The following is a 13,046-nucleotide window of genomic DNA, read 5'->3' as shown; positions in this document are numbered from 1 at the left end:
GACGTAGTTCGCTCAGTTCTCGGTCAGCCAGTCCGCGAACTTCGCCAGCGCCCGTCCCCGGTGAGAAATCGCGTTCTTGCGCTCCGTACTCATCTCGGCCATCGTCTCGCCCTCGTGTTCGAAGATGGGGTCGTAGCCGAACCCGCCCTCGCCGCGCGGTGCGACGATGCGGCCCGGCACCGCGCCGTCGAACGTCTCGGCGGTCTCGCCGTCGTAGTAGGCCACCACGCACCGGAAGTGCGCGCGGCGGTTCTCCTCTCGCTCCACGAGGTTCCAGACGCGCTCGACGCCCACGGTGTCCTCGACGTACGAGGAGTACGGGCCGGGGAACCCGCCGAGCGCGTCCACGAACAGGCCCGCGTCGTCCACGACCACGGGGTCGTCCCCGCCGGTCTCGGCGAAGGCCTCTTTCGCCCCGGTCACCGCGATTTCGCCGAGGTCGTCGCTCTGAACCTCCGTGTAGTCGTAGTTTATCTGCTCCACGTCGTCGTCGAGGTACTCGCGCGCCTCTCGGACCTTGCCCGCGTTGCTCGTCACGAATCTGATGGTCATGAAGGGTCTCCGTTGATTCGGGGTGAGGGTGCGCGTAGGTTATAGTCGTTGATTCGCCCGACGTTCTCCGGCGAGCGTTCCCCGGAAGTTATGATGCTTGGGTGACTGTTTCGAGCATGGACTCGCTCACGACCGGGCGTCCCCTCGACGAGGACGGCACACCCACCGACGGACCCGCGCTCGAACTCGACCCCGAAGGGACCGCCGCCGACCTGTTCGAGGACTCACCCTATCCGCTCGCGTCCAGCCCCGGAACCGGGATGTGGATGGCTCCCCTGCGGTGGCCCGACGACGCCGACGAGTCGCCTGCCATGTTGGTCTGGTTGTCGCCCGACGCGACCGAGCTTCCGGCGCACGTCCACACCACCGACGAGGAGCAGTTCCGCGCGGTCGAAGGCGAACTGACTGTCGTCGAGGAAGGCGACCCCCGCCGTCTCGAACCCGGCGAGGAGTACACCGTCCGGCCCGGGCGCGAACACTACTTCCGGAACGACACCGACGACTTCGTCGCCTTCTACGTGGACCTCCCGTGGGCGAAGACCCTCGAAACGCAACTCACCGTCTCCGGGTTGGACCACGAAGGGGCGTTCGGTTCGGGCGGCGACTACGGCGAACCGAGCCTCCTCTACGGACTCGTGATGAGCGAGTACCTCCGAGACGGCACGAGAGTCGCGGTCGGACCCCCGGCCGTCCAGCGACTCCTCTGGGCCACGCTCGGCCGCGTCGCGAAGGCCCTCGGCCATCGACCGGTCGAGGAGCGACACCTCCGCGACGAGTTCTGGACAGAGACCGTCGAACAACCGAACCTCTGACCGGACTCGGTGGTGAGGGACCTCACTGCCGAGTCGGCGACCGGACCGAAAATCGCAATTCCTTACCTCGCCCGGCGACTCACTCCAGATATGAGCACGATTCGGGTCGCGTGGGGAACGGGAACCGGACCCACCGAGATGTCCTCGTACGACGCCGCTCTCGCGGACGCCAACCTCCACAACTACAACCTCGTGTCGGTCTCGTCGGTGATTCCGGCCGACGCCGAGGTCGAAGCGGTCGGCACGGCCCCGGACCTCGGACCCGCTGGCGAGCGCCTGACGGTCGTGGAGGCGCGCGCGACGCGCGCCGGACCGGGACACGTCTCGGCCGCGCTCGGATGGTCCCAGAGCGAGGAGGGACCGGGCCTGTTCTACGAGGCCGCGGGCGAGACCGACCCCGAAGCCGTCGCCGAGCGCGTCCGGACCGGTCTCGCGGCCGGGCGAGAACTTCGCGAGTGGACGTTCACCGACGAACGCGTCGAGACCGCCAGCATCGACGCCGAGGCCGGAGTCTACGCGTCGGCGGTCGTCATGGCCGTCTACGGCGAGAGCGAACCGATTTGTTGAGCAGATTCGCTCGCAGTAGCGAACCGTGTCAGAGCCTGCCGAAGCCGAGAGCTTTTATAACGTCGGGAACTAAAGTATCGTCGTTAGACCGATGAACGGAAACACCCCCTACGCGGGCGTCCCCGGCAAGACGCAGGCCGGTAAACGTGCGAACGCCGACGTTCCGGACCTCTCCCCCGAGCAGAAACAGTCGCTTCGCGACAGCATCACCGACATCGCCACCCGGACCCGCGAGTTCCTCCCCGACGAGTACGTCGTCGGGTCGAAGGTCGCCGACGACGGCAACGGACCGCAGGCGCAGGTGTCGGTCCAACCGCCGGTCGGCCACCCCGTGAGTGCGGGGTTCAAACCCAGCATCGACGACTTCGACGGCGACAACCTCGAAACGCACGAAGAGGCGGAGGTCGCCCGCGGCCTCGCGGCGAGTGCCGCCATGCAGGTCAAGCAGATGATGGGCGACAACATCACGCCGACCGCGCGATAAGCGTCGCGTCTGCCGGGCGGTCCCGTACTTTCACTCGAACGACCCTCGATTTTCACGCGGAACCGACTACCGTCCGTCGTGTCGAACGACTACTGTCCGTCGTGTCGAACGACTACTGTCCGTCGTGTCGAACGGCTACTGGTTCTCACGCAGAGCGGCCATCGACTCTCACGCAGGAGAATCAGCAGTTTCACGCGGAGGGTCCGCCGACCCGTCCGCGCGGACCGCGGCGCGTCGGCGGGTTCCGGAAGAGAAGATGGGCGAGCGCAATCGCCGACAGCATCGCGCCCGCCGACACGCCGAACTGGGACGTGACGCCGAACAGTTGCCCGGCGAGCAGACCGACCAGCAGCGGCATCGGAAGGAAGACGAGAGCGAGGTCGTAGTAGGATACGTTCGGTACTCCGGCGTTACCACTGGGTAGTTGGATTTGCCCGAGCATGAAACCACCTTTCCGTAGGTGTATAGGGTAGGGATTGACTAAAAATTATTGGTCGGTGGTAATCTTATCCGCCAGCGGCCGAGGGCGACGCTGGAGTCGGAAGGCCTGTCGCGAGGTTCGACGCCGCTCAGTTCTCGACGACCGTCCCGCCAGCACCGACGGCGACGTTCGGACTGCCGCGGACGACCGCCTTCAGGTTCTGGCCGGTCGGCGTGGCGTCCTGCGCCCACTTGCCGTCGGTCAGATCGAAGACCTTGCCGCCCCCGCCGACGGTGAAGCCGTTTCGGTCGTCGTCGGTGACTTCGACGTCGCGGAGACCGGCGTCGCCGAGGTCGGTCGGCGTCCAGTTGGCACCGTCCCAGTGGAAGCCCATGCCGCCGCCGCCCGACACCCACACGTCGTCGGTGGCGTCGCTGTCCACGCCGTAGAAGTTGACGTTCGCGTCGGCGATGCCGATGTCGTCGTAGGTGACGCCGTCGGTGGTCTGGAACACCGTCTGGTTAGTGTCCACGACGTGGCCGGACTTCACGTCGTGGAAGTCGATGGCCGAGAGTCCCGACCCGCTACCGGGCGTGACGTAGTTCCACGTCTGGGACGCCCCGTTCTCGAAACTGTAGTAGACCTTGCCCGAGTCGCCCGCGACGTAGACGTTGGCATCGCCAGCGGGACCAGTCACGGACACGTCGTTGAAGTTGTTCGTGCTCCCGACCGGCTTGGAGTGGTCGTAGAGAGTCCCGGTCTCCACGTCGTACGCGCCGACCGCGCCCGAGGAACCGACCATCCAAATCTGCTTCCCGTCGTCGGTCACGTCCGCGCCGTACAGCGAGTTCCCGTTTCCGGTCACGCCGCCGTCGAAGACCTTCCGCCAGCCGTCGGCCGTCCGGCGGATGGCGACGCCGCCAGCGCCGACCGCGTACGCGCTGTCTGCCGTGTACTCCACGTCGTAGAGGGTGTTTCCGGTGGGGGTCTCGGCGACCGTCCATCCGGTTTCGGCGGCGGTCGCAGTCGCGGGGAGGGCGGCAGTTACGACCGTCGCGGCCGATGCTTGCAGGAACCGTCGTCGCGTCGTAATACGTTCCGTCATGACTCCACTCGACAGTGAACGAGGGTTGATACTTCAAAGGAGGAATCCGTTCCCGCTCTTCAGACCGTTTAAAACCACGCAATCGTGGCTGAAACCCGCGAAAACCCAACATCGAGGAGTAATTTTAATCCCAGTATAGTTTGGACTGATTGAGTAATAAATGGTGAAAAATAGAGCCGGTTGTTTATAATCGACCTCGACACGCGGCCGGAATCCGGGTCGATTCGTCGCGGACAGCGGTTTCGGTCCGACCTACTTCCCCCAGAAGGGGTCGCGCTTGCGCCGTTTGTCGAGGTACATCTGGAGCGCCTCGAGTTCGTCTACCGGGATGTCGTCGGCGAGTTCCTGTTCGAGAATCTTGGCGTGCTTCTCCGGGAGTTCCATCCAGAGTTCGTCGCCCTCCTCTATCTGGCGGCCGACCGTCGGTCCGTCGATGGCGACGCTGACGCGGTTCCCGCTACGCGCTTCGTCCACGTCGTCGCCCTGCTCCTGAATCCCCTTGAGTTGGCCGACCCGCGTCGGGTCGTTCCCGTCGAACTTCACCACGTTGCTGTTCTTCTTGACGGTGCCCGCGAGAATCTCGACGCCGACCACGGCGGGGTCGTTCTGTCGGAAGGTGTGGTCCTTGAGAATCTGGAACCGCGCGGGTCGAGTGATGTTGTCCAGCACCGTCTCCTGCTGGGCGCGTTCGAGTTCCTCGACGTACTCCTCGTACTCTTCGATGAGTCGGTAGATGACGCCGCTCTCGAACAGTTTCACGTCGCTGTCCTCCGCTTGCTTTTCGGCGTCGGCCAGCACGTCCACGTTGAACGCGAGGATGGTCTTGTGCGTGTCCTCGCTCGCGGTGGACGCCACGCTGATGTCGCGAGGAGCCACGTCGCCGACTTCGGCGCGCATGATGGGGATCTCGGCCTCGTCCATGGCGTTCGCGATGGCCTCCAGACTGCCGAGCGTGTCGGCCTTCACGACGACGCCCTGTTCTTGGGTCTCCACCTCGATTTCGGAGAGTTCGGCCCGAACCTCCGTGATGACCTCCTCGATGTCTCGGTCCCGGACGACTCGGACCGGCGCGCCCGCCATCGCGTCGTCGAGGTCGGGTGCGGCGATTTTGACGCCGGACGCGGCCGCGATTTCGTCCACCTTCTCGAAGCGGTCTTCGGTCCGAATCTCGGCGAGCGGCCGGGGTTTCAGGATGGCGCGCACGTCGGTCACGATGGGGTCGTCCAGACCCCCGACCACGATGGTCTCGTCCTCGCGGATGGTCCCGTCGTACAGCACGACGTCGAGGGTCGTCCCGAAGCCCTTCTCCTCTTTGACTTCGAGGACGGTGCCCGCGCCCGGTCCGGTCACGTCGATGGCCATGTCCTCCTTCATGTACCGCTGGGCCAGACCCATCAGGACGGTCAGCAGGTCGGGAACGCCCTCGCCGGTCTCCGCGCTGACCGGCACCACGCCGATGTTCCCCCGGAAGTCCTGCACGCGCCAGTACATGTCGGCCGAGAACCCCTCGTCGCTGAGTTCGCCGATAATCTCGTAGAGCTGCTCGTCGAGCGCCGACTGCACGCGGTCGCTCTGGGCTTCTTTGGTCTGTTGGACCGGCGCGTCCTCGTTCGGTTTCCACCCCGGAATGGTGTCGATCTTGTTCGCCGCGACGACGAACGGCGTCTGGGACTGTTTGAGAATGTTGATGGCTTCGAGGGTCTGCGGTTGGAAGCCGTCGTTCACGTCCACGACGAGGATGGCGATGTCCGCCAGCGCGCCGCCGCGCGACCGGAGCGTCGTGAACGAGTGGTGACCCGGCGTGTCGATGAACAGCAGACCGGGCAGGTCGAAGTCGCTCGGGTCGATGAGGCTTCCCGCGACCTTCGACACCACGTCGAGCGGGATGGCGGTCGCCCCGATGTGCTGGGTGATTGCACCTGCTTCGCCTTCGATGACGGTCGAACCGCGTATTTTGTCCAGAAGACTGGTCTTGCCGTGGTCTACGTGTCCCAGTACGGCGACGATGGGGGTGCGCAAACCTCGTTCGTTCTCGCGTGTATTAGTGTCAGGCATAGGCTACCACCGGGGAAAGAAGGTTCTTACTCAAGAGGTACTCCGCGTAGCATTTAACTTTTTCACTCCGCTGTACGTCAGCGCCCGAACTGTCGGGGGTCGCACCACCCCGTATCCTTTATGGTGTAGCACTCAGTAACCCCCCGTATGTCGAAAATCCTCGCCGAAAACCTCTCGGGGAAGGCCGTCATGGGGTCAGACGGGACAGAACTCGGTATGCTGTACAACATCACCATGGACCTCAAGACGGGTGAACTCGCGGACCTACTCGTCGAACCTGACGAACAGTTGCAACGTGGCACGGTGGAGTTCGACTCCGACGAAGAGGGTCGGTTTCAGGTCCCCGTCAAACGAGTGCAGGCAGTAAAAGACTACATCGTCGTTCAGCGGTAAATGTACGTTCTAGACGCCTCAGCTTTCATCAACGAGTATCACACCAACGCGGACACGGCGAGCATCCCGATGGTCCGCGAGGAACTAGAGGACGAGAGCGCCTATCGTTTCGACGCGATGGAGGGGTCCGGGATGCACATCCACATCCCGCAGGACGGCGCGGTAGAGCGCGTGCGCCGGGCCGCCAAGGAGACCGGCGACTTCGAGGAACTCTCCGACACCGACGTTCGACTCATCGCCGGTGCCTTCGAACTCGACGCGACGCTCGTCACCGACGACTACGCCATGCAGAACGTCGCCGAACACATGGACGTGAACGTCGAGGTCATCGCGCAGGAGGGCATCGCCGAACAGCGCGACTGGCGGTTCCAGTGTCAGGGATGCGGGCGCGAATTCGACGAGAACAAGGACCGATGCCCCATCTGCGGGAGCGAACTCACCCGCAAGAACCCGTCGAACGCCTGAACCGACCGAACTACCCCTCCGTCCGACGTTCGACTCGCCGACCGGATTCGTCCGCAACGGGCCTCCTCTGTTCTGGGACTCGTCTCCCGCCCAACCTGCGCTGTCGCTCGCGCACGCGGAGTCGCTGCGCACTCACTCGTCGGTCTCTATCTCTTCGAGTCCGACTTCGATGAGTTGCCGGAGGACCTCCTGCGTCGTCAGGTCGTACTCGCGGGCCAGCGTCTCGATGCGCTTGGCGCGGTCGCGCTCGCAGGTGATCGAGTAGCGACGCTCCATGAGGCGTTCAGAGGTCGTTGCAGGTGTTAAATCTACGTCAGACGCGAGGCGGACGCGGGACGCACGGACGGCAGACGCCCCGTCTCCGGGGCGAACGTTCGATTTCGACCGGTCCGTTGTCAGCCACGACTCGACCGGTCACGCGCCGCCGGTCATCTGGACGTACATCGCCGCGAAGATGATGGCGTCGAACGTACCGTGGATCAGCGCCGAGACGGTCACGTTGTCCGTCTTCAGGTACGTCGCCCCGAGGATGAGCGAGAGGAAGAAGATGACCGCGAGCGTACTCAGTAGCGCGGGGAGGTCGGCCCCGGCAGCGTAGGCGGGGATGTGTGCCAGCGAGAACACGACGCTCCCGACCAGCACGCCGCCCCAATCGCCGAACGTCGGATACAGCGACTTCTGGATGATGTTGCGGTAGAGCAGTTCCTCGCCCGGACCGATGATGAGCCACGACGCCGGAATCAGCAACAGGAGGATTTCGGCGTTACCGCCCGCCGCGGCCTGCTGGACGTTGTGTTCGGCGGTGCTCAGGCCGAGTTGGGAGAAGACGACCGTGACGAGTACCTGTAGCCCGAACAGCGCGAGGACGCCGCCCACGACGTAGCCGAGGTCGCGCAGTGTCGGGACGCGGAAGTCCAGAAACGCCAGCGTCTTGTCCGTCCACTGGAAGTATATCAGCGCGACGGTGCCGGTGCCCAGACCGAGCGCGACCGCGCTGATGGCGAGTTGAGCGGCCGTGCCGGGGTCGCCGGGGACGAGTCCCGCCGCGATACTCACGAGCACGCTGGCCCACGCCGCGATGGCGAACAGTCCGGCGAATCCGACCGCGAGACCCCATCCGGCGGCTTTGACGGCCGTACCCAGCGACTCGGGGAGACCCCGGCCGTCGCCGTACGCCGCGATGACGCCGCCTACGCCGCCGAGTAGCGCGAGGGTCACGCCCCACGGTGAGACCGCAGTTACATCGACGGATAGCGCCGTTCCCCCGGCCAGCGTACTGTGACCGGCGAGTGCGCTCGCTCTCGCTACGCCGACGTAGCCGACGACGGCCAGACTGGCGACGCCAGCGACGAGCGACCCGGGACCGCGGGCGAGTACGTCATGGCGTCGCAGCGAGAAAGCGCCGAACGCGGTCGCGCCGAGGACGGCGAGAATCACGTTTTCGACGGGACCGATGCCGACGGTTCCCCACGGGAGCGCGGCGGCCGCGAGGGCGAATCCGGCCAACACGACGCCCACGCTCGCAGCAGAACGGTCTTCCATACTCCGAACAAGGGGTGGCCGGGCTAAAGTCCCTGTGTTTGTATGTTGGCGCGGTGAGTTGTGTCGGGTGCGACGAGTCGTCAGTTCCGCCGCGCGAGTGCGAGTCCGGCCGCCACCGCGACGAGCGCCACCGGGACGCCGAATCCCGGGATGCTGGACCCGCTGCTACCGTCGGTCGTCGAAGTGGTGGACGCCGCCGATTCGTCGGCGGTGGTCGTGCGAGCGGTCGTCGTGGGAATTACGGCCGACTCGTTCACGACGCGTCCGTCCACCTCTGCCAGTGGGAGACCCCGCTCGACCGTGACCGTGAAGTTCGCCCCCGTCTCGGCCTCGCCGAAGTCCAGCGTCGCGGCGAAGGTGCCGTTCTCTCGAACCGTGGCGGTGTCGGACAACGAGAAGTCGTTCGGCACGTTCATCGCGCCGTTCTCGGCGGTCACGACGATTTCAGTGCCCGGACGGAGGTTCGTCGTTCCGCGAATCGTCTGGTCGGGAGCGGCGCGGACCAACACCGCCTCTCCCGGACGCTCGACCGTGAGGTTCAGCGGGGTCTCGACGAAAGCGAACACGGTGGCGTCGCCGGACGCCTCGGTTACGACGAGTTCGGACACCGTCCGAGGCACTCCGCCGACGTCGACCGAGAGTTCGGTGCCCGCTGAGAGCGACGAGAGTTCGAACGTCGCGTTGAAGCGACCACCCTCGTCGACCGTGACGGTCCGCGAGGCGTCGAACGTCGAATCTGACGCCGACACGTTGACGTCGAGTTTCGTGACGGTCTGGTCGCCGACGCGGCCCCGAATCGTGTAGTTCGACGCCGGGTCGTCCACGGTCAGCGTCCCGTTTCTGCGCACGGTCGCCGACTCGTTCACGACGAGACCCTCGACCCCGGTGTCGCGGCTTTGGCGCACAGAGGCGACGAACTCGGTTCCGCCTCTGACGTCGCTGAGGTCGAAAGCGGCAGTGGCGGTGCCGTCGTCCCCGAGGGCCACCTTCTGGGCCTTGAGGAACTCACCGCTCGCCTTCACTTGGACGGTGAACTCCGTCCCCGGTGTGGCGTCGGACCGAACGCGGACAGTCTGATTCTCGGCGGTCTCCAAGACGAGACGGCCACCGTCGTGGACGAACGTAACTTCGTGATTCGTCACGACACCGGTCGCCTCGGCCAGTTTCCGCCCCTCTTGATTGACTGTAACCGTCACGTTCGTCCCCGGTTCCGCCATGCGGAGGTCGAGATTCGCCGTCGCAGTGCCGTCCTCCGAGACCGTCACGTCGTACATGTCTGCGTACTGGCCGTTCTCCCTGAGTACCACGTTCAGTTCGGTGCCAGCGTCGGCGTTCGTTCGGATGGTGACGTTCTGGTTCCGGGCCGGACGAAACTCTAGAGGTTCACCGTCGTGAACGATGGTTGCAGAGACGTTTCCCTCGGTGGTCGTCCCGTTCGTCTGAGCAAGCGCGGGATTCGCTTCGGTCGGGGATGCGTCCACGATGTCGCTCGATACACCTACAGGCGAGGCGGGAGCGCCCGCGGCCGTACTAGAGACGAGTGCGACCAACGCCAGTGCGAGCGCTATCCGTCGATGGAGGGCTATCTCGACCATGATTCTAACAATATCCGCGGTAATCTACCCGCCCTACTGTCAAAAATTTACTGTTTTAGGTCCCGAGCTACTCGACAGTTAGCGTCGTCTTCTCGGCGACGGCGTCGGCCTCCTCGAAGTCGCCGCCGCCCAACAGCCCTCGCGCGGCCTTCTTGCCCCACTCGACCGCCGGTTGCGTGAACGTCTTCACGCCCGCGAGTTCGCCGTAGAGAACGCAGGCGGCCTCCATGCCGTAGAGGAGTTCGCCGAGACTCCGCTCGTCGATGCGGTCGATTTCGACGCGGACGTTGGGCTGACCCGCGGCGGCGAGACTGGCTTCGGTGGCCTCGAACTCGGCGTCCAAGAGGTCCCCGAGCGACGACCCGCCGAGATACGAGAGACCGTCAAGGTCGGTGTGCGGGATGTCGCGGTCCGCCCGCTCCTCGGGTCGCACGAGCGTGACCATCTTGTCGTGAGGACCGGCCCGGTAGAGTTGCAGTTGGGAGTGTTGGTCGGTCGCACCGAGCGCGCGGGCGGGGGTCTGGCCCCGACCGTCTTTGCCGAGGCTCTCGGCCCACAACTGGGCGAACCACTCGGCGAAGGTTTCGAGCGACTCGGCGTAGGGCATCATCGCGTTGACGGCCGCGCCGCGTTCTTCGAGGGCGTAGGACGCCGCGCCGTAGGCGTACGCGGGCGAGTCGTACAGCGACCCCGCGAGTCGGTCGGCCTCGTCTCCGGCACCGCGGAGGATGGCGTCGATGTCGTGGCCCTGTATCGCGGCGCAGGCCAGCCCCACGGTCGAGAGGACAGAGAACCGGCCGGGAACCCCGTCTGGCACCGCGAGCGCGGGCAGGTCCTCCGTCTCCGCGAGTCGCCGGAGGTTCCCCTCCTCGCCGGTGGTGACGAAGGTCCGGTCGGTCCAATCGACCCCGGCGTCGTCCATGGCCTCGCGCACGACGAGGAAGTTGGCGAGCGTCTCGGCGGTGGTGCCCGAGCGCGAGACGACGTTGACCGCGGTGTCGGCCAGCGGCAGGGAGTCGAGCAGTCGCGTGACGTGTTCGGGGTCCACGTTGTCGAGGAAGAAGGCGTCCGTCTCGGAGGGCAGGGCGCGGGCGAGCGTCGCCGCGCCGAGCGCGGACCCGCCGATGCCGACGGTCAGGACCGCCTCGGCGTCGGCGAAGGGTTCGACCGCGCGCCGAATCGCGTCGGGGTTCGCGGTGTCGGGGAGGTTCAGCGCGGCGTAGCCGTGTTCGGACTCGTCGCGCCCTCGTTGGATGCGCTCGTGGGCGTCGGCGACTCGCTCGTCGAGTTCGTCGAGGGCTTCGCGTGAGAGGCCGGGGGTGGCGACGTCGGAGAGTGCGTTACCGAGGTCTACTCGCATGGTGGTGTTCGTATCCGCGATGGCGCGCGACTAAATGGTTGCTCCTCGGTTCGTGGACTCGACCCCGCGGACGCCCGCCGTTCCCGGTGACTCATCGCACCCCTTTTCACCCCGCTACCCTAACGTCCGGAGAAGATGGGCGACGCGCAGACCGGAACCGAACCGGAGGAACCGCGGACCGAGACCGACGGGTCCCGCAGCGTCCTCGTCGCGGCGTTCCGCCGGTCGTTCGCCGGGACCGACTCCCGACTTCTCAAGTCCTACGTGGTCGTGAGCGCGCTCCTCGGGGCGCTGGTCGGAGTGCTGCTGTTGCTCGCGATTCCGGTCTGGGTGTTCAACACCGCTGGCGGGTCCGAACTCGCCACCTTCTCGCGGGCGTTCCTCGTCGTCGCCGGGGTCCTGCTGCTGGTGGCACTGGCCGCGCCCGTCTACTCGGCCGGACAGCGTCACGCCCGCGGAACCGCGAGCGCCCGCGCCGACGCCTCGCTCGCGCTCGCCGGGTACGTCTTCGTCCTGTCGCTGTACGTCTCGCTGCTGATTTCGGCACCGCCCGGTCAGCGCGAGACGCCCCCCGCGCTGGTCGCGCCCGCGGTGGAGTTCCTCTACTCGCTCCCGGCGACCTACGCCGTCGCGCCGCCGCTGCTCGCCGCAGCGCTGATTCTAGTCGTCCACCGGGTCGCGCGGTAGCGCGTCCCCGTCGCCCACAAACGCAACCGGGAAAACCCCGGGAGACCTACGCCGGACCATGAGCGACCCCGACGAGAAGACGAGTACCTTCCTCGTCACGCACGCCGAGGGCGATTCGGCTGTACTGAAGGACGTCCACGACGGGCAGGTTCACACCCTCTCGTCGAATCCCGGCGTCGAGGAGACCGACGCGGTCGAAGCCACGGTCGCGCCCGACAAGCCGATGAACCTCACGTGGTCCGTCGTCGAGGTCGAGGAGCGCCGGAACCTCTCGACCGAGCGGAGCGAAGAGCCACCGACCGTACAGGAGCGCGAACTCGCAGACGAGCAGGACGTTGGCGAAATCGCCCGGACCGAGCGCGCCGGAGAGGGCGAGATTCACGTCCTCACGGTCCCGCCGGAGGACACCGAGGACGCGGTCTCGGACGTGTTGGACGACGAGGCGACCCTCTCGCGGGCGGCCAGACTCGGCGTCTCCCGGGTCGAAGTCCGCGCGGATGACGGCGTCGTCAGCGTCCGATACATGCCGTAGAAGACGGTCGCGTCACACCTCGTTCGGTCCGTCCCGACTCTGGACCTTCCACCCGCCCTGCATCCCGCAGGCCTCCCGGACCGCCCACTCGATTTCGGTGTCGGGTCCGAACGTCTCACCGCTCTCGATTCGCTCGACTCGGAGCGGCACGTCCAGCGTACTGCCACAGCACCCGACGCCGACGAACTCCTCCCACCCGTCGCCCTGCCGAACCCGGTCGGTCTTGGTCTTCCGGAGGTAGGCCTCGAACGTGTCCTTCTCGACCTGAAACCGACCCCAGTCGCTCAGGTCCGCCGGGTAGGAGACGACCACTCGGTCGGCGGGCGTGAGGTCCTCGTGTCGGTCTCGCAGGTCGTCGGTTTCACTCATGACTGCGGATACGCCCGCGAACGGTTTGAGCCTTCTTCCCGAACCGAGTTCCGTCGTCAGTACGCCGTTCAGTCCTCGGCGAACCGACTGACGAGAACGAGAAGGGA

General features: G+C 65.9%; 16 protein-coding genes. 7 read left to right on the top strand and 9 right to left on the bottom strand.

All coding sequences use genetic code 11. The annotated features are described in order from the left end of the window. Positions 1 to 12 precede the first annotated feature (12 nt). Positions 13 to 552, bottom strand: coding sequence for an XTP/dITP diphosphatase (locus NGM06_RS18060; protein WP_254268292.1), 540 nt, complete (start codon positions 550 to 552; stop codon positions 13 to 15). Between the two features lie 116 nt (positions 553 to 668). On the opposite strand from NGM06_RS18060, the gene NGM06_RS18055 reads away from it, so the two are divergent. The 3 genes from NGM06_RS18055 (at position 669) to NGM06_RS18045 (ending at position 2,415) form a co-directional block, all read left to right on the top strand. Then, positions 669 to 1,364: a cupin domain-containing protein gene (locus NGM06_RS18055; RefSeq protein WP_254268291.1), complete on the top strand. Its 696-nt coding sequence runs from the start codon at positions 669 to 671 to the stop codon at positions 1,362 to 1,364. A gap of 90 nt (positions 1,365 to 1,454) precedes the next feature. Continuing rightward, positions 1,455 to 1,931 carry a pyruvoyl-dependent arginine decarboxylase gene (locus NGM06_RS18050; RefSeq protein WP_254268290.1) on the top strand — a complete coding sequence of 159 codons (477 nt, stop codon included), beginning with the start codon at positions 1,455 to 1,457 and terminating at the stop codon, positions 1,929 to 1,931. A gap of 91 nt (positions 1,932 to 2,022) precedes the next feature. Further along, positions 2,023 to 2,415, top strand: a complete 393-nt coding sequence (locus NGM06_RS18045) for a DUF5811 family protein (RefSeq protein ID WP_163519925.1) — start codon at positions 2,023 to 2,025, stop codon at positions 2,413 to 2,415. Between the two features lie 190 nt (positions 2,416 to 2,605). On the opposite strand, the gene NGM06_RS18040 is transcribed toward NGM06_RS18045, so the two are convergent. The 3 genes from NGM06_RS18040 to infB form a co-directional block, all read right to left on the bottom strand. After that, the gene (locus tag NGM06_RS18040; RefSeq protein ID WP_254268289.1) at positions 2,606 to 2,857 is read right to left on the bottom strand and encodes a DUF8015 family protein; all 252 of its coding nucleotides are present in this window, start codon (positions 2,855 to 2,857) and stop codon (positions 2,606 to 2,608) included. A 127-nt stretch (positions 2,858 to 2,984) separates the two neighbouring features. Next, the gene (locus tag NGM06_RS18035) at positions 2,985 to 3,941 is read right to left on the bottom strand and encodes a WD40/YVTN/BNR-like repeat-containing protein (RefSeq protein ID WP_254268288.1); all 957 of its coding nucleotides are present in this window, start codon (positions 3,939 to 3,941) and stop codon (positions 2,985 to 2,987) included. A 252-nt stretch (positions 3,942 to 4,193) separates the two neighbouring features. Further along, positions 4,194 to 5,996, bottom strand: coding sequence for a translation initiation factor IF-2 (gene infB, locus NGM06_RS18030; RefSeq protein WP_254268287.1), 1,803 nt, complete (start codon positions 5,994 to 5,996; stop codon positions 4,194 to 4,196). A 147-nt stretch (positions 5,997 to 6,143) separates the two neighbouring features. Here infB and NGM06_RS18025 point away from each other — a divergent pair, with 147 nt between their 5' ends. Together NGM06_RS18025 and NGM06_RS18020 are read left to right on the top strand one after the other, a co-directional pair. Beyond that, positions 6,144 to 6,389, top strand: coding sequence for a PRC-barrel domain-containing protein (locus NGM06_RS18025; protein WP_163519921.1), 246 nt, complete (start codon positions 6,144 to 6,146; stop codon positions 6,387 to 6,389). Beyond that, the gene (locus tag NGM06_RS18020; protein WP_254268286.1) at positions 6,390 to 6,854 is read left to right on the top strand and encodes an NOB1 family endonuclease; all 465 of its coding nucleotides are present in this window, start codon (positions 6,390 to 6,392) and stop codon (positions 6,852 to 6,854) included. A gap of 132 nt (positions 6,855 to 6,986) precedes the next feature. On the opposite strand, the gene NGM06_RS18015 is transcribed toward NGM06_RS18020, so the two are convergent. The 4 genes from NGM06_RS18015 to NGM06_RS18000 all read right to left on the bottom strand — a co-directional run bounded on the left by NGM06_RS18015 (position 6,987) and on the right by NGM06_RS18000 (position 11,351). After that, complete coding sequence (locus tag NGM06_RS18015; protein ID WP_163519919.1) at positions 6,987 to 7,130, bottom strand: CopG family transcriptional regulator; 144 nt, start codon at positions 7,128 to 7,130, stop codon at positions 6,987 to 6,989. Between the two features lie 138 nt (positions 7,131 to 7,268). After that, positions 7,269 to 8,396 (bottom strand): CPBP family intramembrane glutamic endopeptidase, encoded by a 1,128-nt coding sequence (locus NGM06_RS18010; RefSeq protein WP_254268285.1) that lies wholly within the window; start codon positions 8,394 to 8,396, stop codon positions 7,269 to 7,271. Between the two features lie 80 nt (positions 8,397 to 8,476). Beyond that, positions 8,477 to 9,991 (bottom strand): BGTF surface domain-containing protein, encoded by a 1,515-nt coding sequence (locus tag NGM06_RS18005; RefSeq protein ID WP_254268284.1) that lies wholly within the window; start codon positions 9,989 to 9,991, stop codon positions 8,477 to 8,479. Positions 9,992 to 10,058: 67 nt separating this feature from the next. Further along, the gene (locus tag NGM06_RS18000; RefSeq protein ID WP_254268283.1) at positions 10,059 to 11,351 is read right to left on the bottom strand and encodes a phosphoglucose isomerase-related protein; all 1,293 of its coding nucleotides are present in this window, start codon (positions 11,349 to 11,351) and stop codon (positions 10,059 to 10,061) included. Positions 11,352 to 11,486: 135 nt separating this feature from the next. Between NGM06_RS18000 and NGM06_RS17995 the strand changes: the two genes are divergently transcribed. Next, positions 11,487 to 12,038 carry a DUF8056 family protein gene (locus tag NGM06_RS17995; RefSeq protein ID WP_254268282.1) on the top strand — a complete coding sequence of 184 codons (552 nt, stop codon included), beginning with the start codon at positions 11,487 to 11,489 and terminating at the stop codon, positions 12,036 to 12,038. Positions 12,039 to 12,096: 58 nt separating this feature from the next. After that, on the top strand, positions 12,097 to 12,570 hold the full coding sequence (locus tag NGM06_RS17990) for a DUF5812 family protein (protein ID WP_254268281.1): 474 nt from the start codon (positions 12,097 to 12,099) through the stop codon (positions 12,568 to 12,570). A gap of 12 nt (positions 12,571 to 12,582) precedes the next feature. On the opposite strand, the gene NGM06_RS17985 is transcribed toward NGM06_RS17990, so the two are convergent. Next, positions 12,583 to 12,939 (bottom strand): DUF7968 family protein, encoded by a 357-nt coding sequence (locus NGM06_RS17985; protein ID WP_254268280.1) that lies wholly within the window; start codon positions 12,937 to 12,939, stop codon positions 12,583 to 12,585. Positions 12,940 to 13,046 lie beyond the last annotated feature (107 nt).

This window comes from Halorussus aquaticus (assembly GCF_024218795.1).
Taxonomy (GTDB): Archaea; Halobacteriota; Halobacteria; order Halobacteriales; family Haladaptataceae; genus Halorussus; species Halorussus aquaticus.
This window is presented reverse-complemented; position numbering and strand designations above follow the sequence as displayed.